This is a genomic window from Acinetobacter lwoffii (assembly GCF_024129735.1).
Lineage (GTDB): Bacteria > Pseudomonadota > Gammaproteobacteria > Pseudomonadales > Moraxellaceae > Acinetobacter > Acinetobacter lwoffii_H.
Genome location: NZ_JAMXXK010000127.1, coordinates 1 through 377, shown reverse-complemented (window position 1 = coordinate 377; position 377 = coordinate 1). Strand labels below are relative to the sequence as shown.

Below are 377 nucleotides of genomic sequence, written 5' to 3'. Positions count from 1 at the left end.
TATGTGAAGCTGACCAATACTAATTGCTCGTGAGGCTTGACTATACAACACCCAAACAGTTGTTGTACGAACTTCGAAAGAAGTGAGGATCAATTGATTCGATATTCAGCAAAACAGCTTGATTTAGTGAACGCTAAAGATGAACGAAGAATAAGCAAACGCGAAAGCGTTTGCCTGAGTGCAAGGCATAAAGCTACGCTTTATGTTACACTCACAACTCAGATATACCTGTTAATGAATTCTATTTGACCAAGCATTGGCATCTAAATAAGACCAAATGCAAAGTCATAAACAGTTGTGCTGGCGACCATAGCAAGAGTGAACCACCTGATCCCTTCCCGAACTCAGAAGTGAAACCTCTTAGCGCTGATGGTAGT

1 rRNA gene is annotated in these 377 nt (G+C 41.1%); it reads left to right on the top strand.

Going from position 1 to position 377, the window contains the following annotated elements:
• Positions 1-299: 299 nt before the first annotated feature.
• Positions 300-377, top strand: a 5S ribosomal RNA gene (rrf, locus tag NI469_RS15770); the annotation flags it as partial.